This is a genomic window from Acinetobacter sp. V2 (genome assembly GCF_001188385.1).
Classification (GTDB): domain Bacteria; phylum Pseudomonadota; class Gammaproteobacteria; order Pseudomonadales; family Moraxellaceae; genus Acinetobacter; species Acinetobacter oleivorans.
The window spans coordinates 389,205-390,004 of the sequence record NZ_JZFB01000003.1; the positions used below are offsets into that span (position 1 = coordinate 389,205).

General features: G+C 41.4%; 1 protein-coding gene and 1 pseudogene. Both read right to left on the reverse strand.

The genetic code is table 11. The annotated features are described in order from the left end of the window. A pseudogene (locus UC75_RS21640) lies at positions 1-611 on the reverse strand (phenol 2-monooxygenase); the annotation flags it as partial. Between the two features lie 45 nt (positions 612-656). After that, positions 657-800, reverse strand: a 144-nt coding sequence (locus UC75_RS21645) for an MmoB/DmpM family protein (RefSeq protein WP_228137359.1), incomplete at its 5' end; no start/stop codon positions are given.

Consider the following 800-nt stretch of genomic DNA (forward strand, 5'->3'; position numbering starts at 1 on the left):
TATTCAAAAGCAAAACTAATGGCTAATAAGAACTCGAAAGGTCCAGCAGAACGGGCATCTTCAAAAAATGATTTAGGCACAGACAAATACCAAACGCGGTCATGCATGTGCGCCCAGTCCTGAAAACCATCAAAGAACTTGTTGTAATGGCTCATGGCATGAATTTGAGTCTGTACATGACGCAGTTCATCAATCGACTGCATCTGAGAAGCAATACGTGCTCCAATACCACTAAACTGGCGGCCTACATGGGCATAGCCTTGATAGGCCTGATATTCAAGTGGGGTCACTGCTGTTAAAAAGAGTTTGATCGCATTTAAGTAGCGTTCATTGCTGACATTCATCTGACCATTGTTTTGAGCAAATGCATCAAAAATGGCATACAGTTTTTTCTCTTTTTCTGCCTGATATTTCCAGTAAGCATCCATAGTTAAACGGAATGGATCTTCCCATTTAGACCAGTCCGTAATTTTGATACCTTCAAACTCTTCATAAGGGAAGGCCTCTTTACGGTCAGCATAGGAAAAGTCCCAGTCCAGATCACGGGTTAATGCGCGGTAACGATCTTTCGCATTTAACTTTTTGCTGGTTTCTTTGGTTTGAGTTGTCATGATTGATCATCCTTAAATCTTTGTTAAACAACGTCTATGTTGTGATTAATTCCAGTGAAGGCGGAAAGTATCGTCATCTTCTTCGACGTTGCCACCCAGCGTAATCATGTTGAGTTGTAACGATTGGATGTCCCAATCTTGGCCTAGTTTTTCAGATACGGTTTCGGCTTTAATCACCAAATCAGTTTC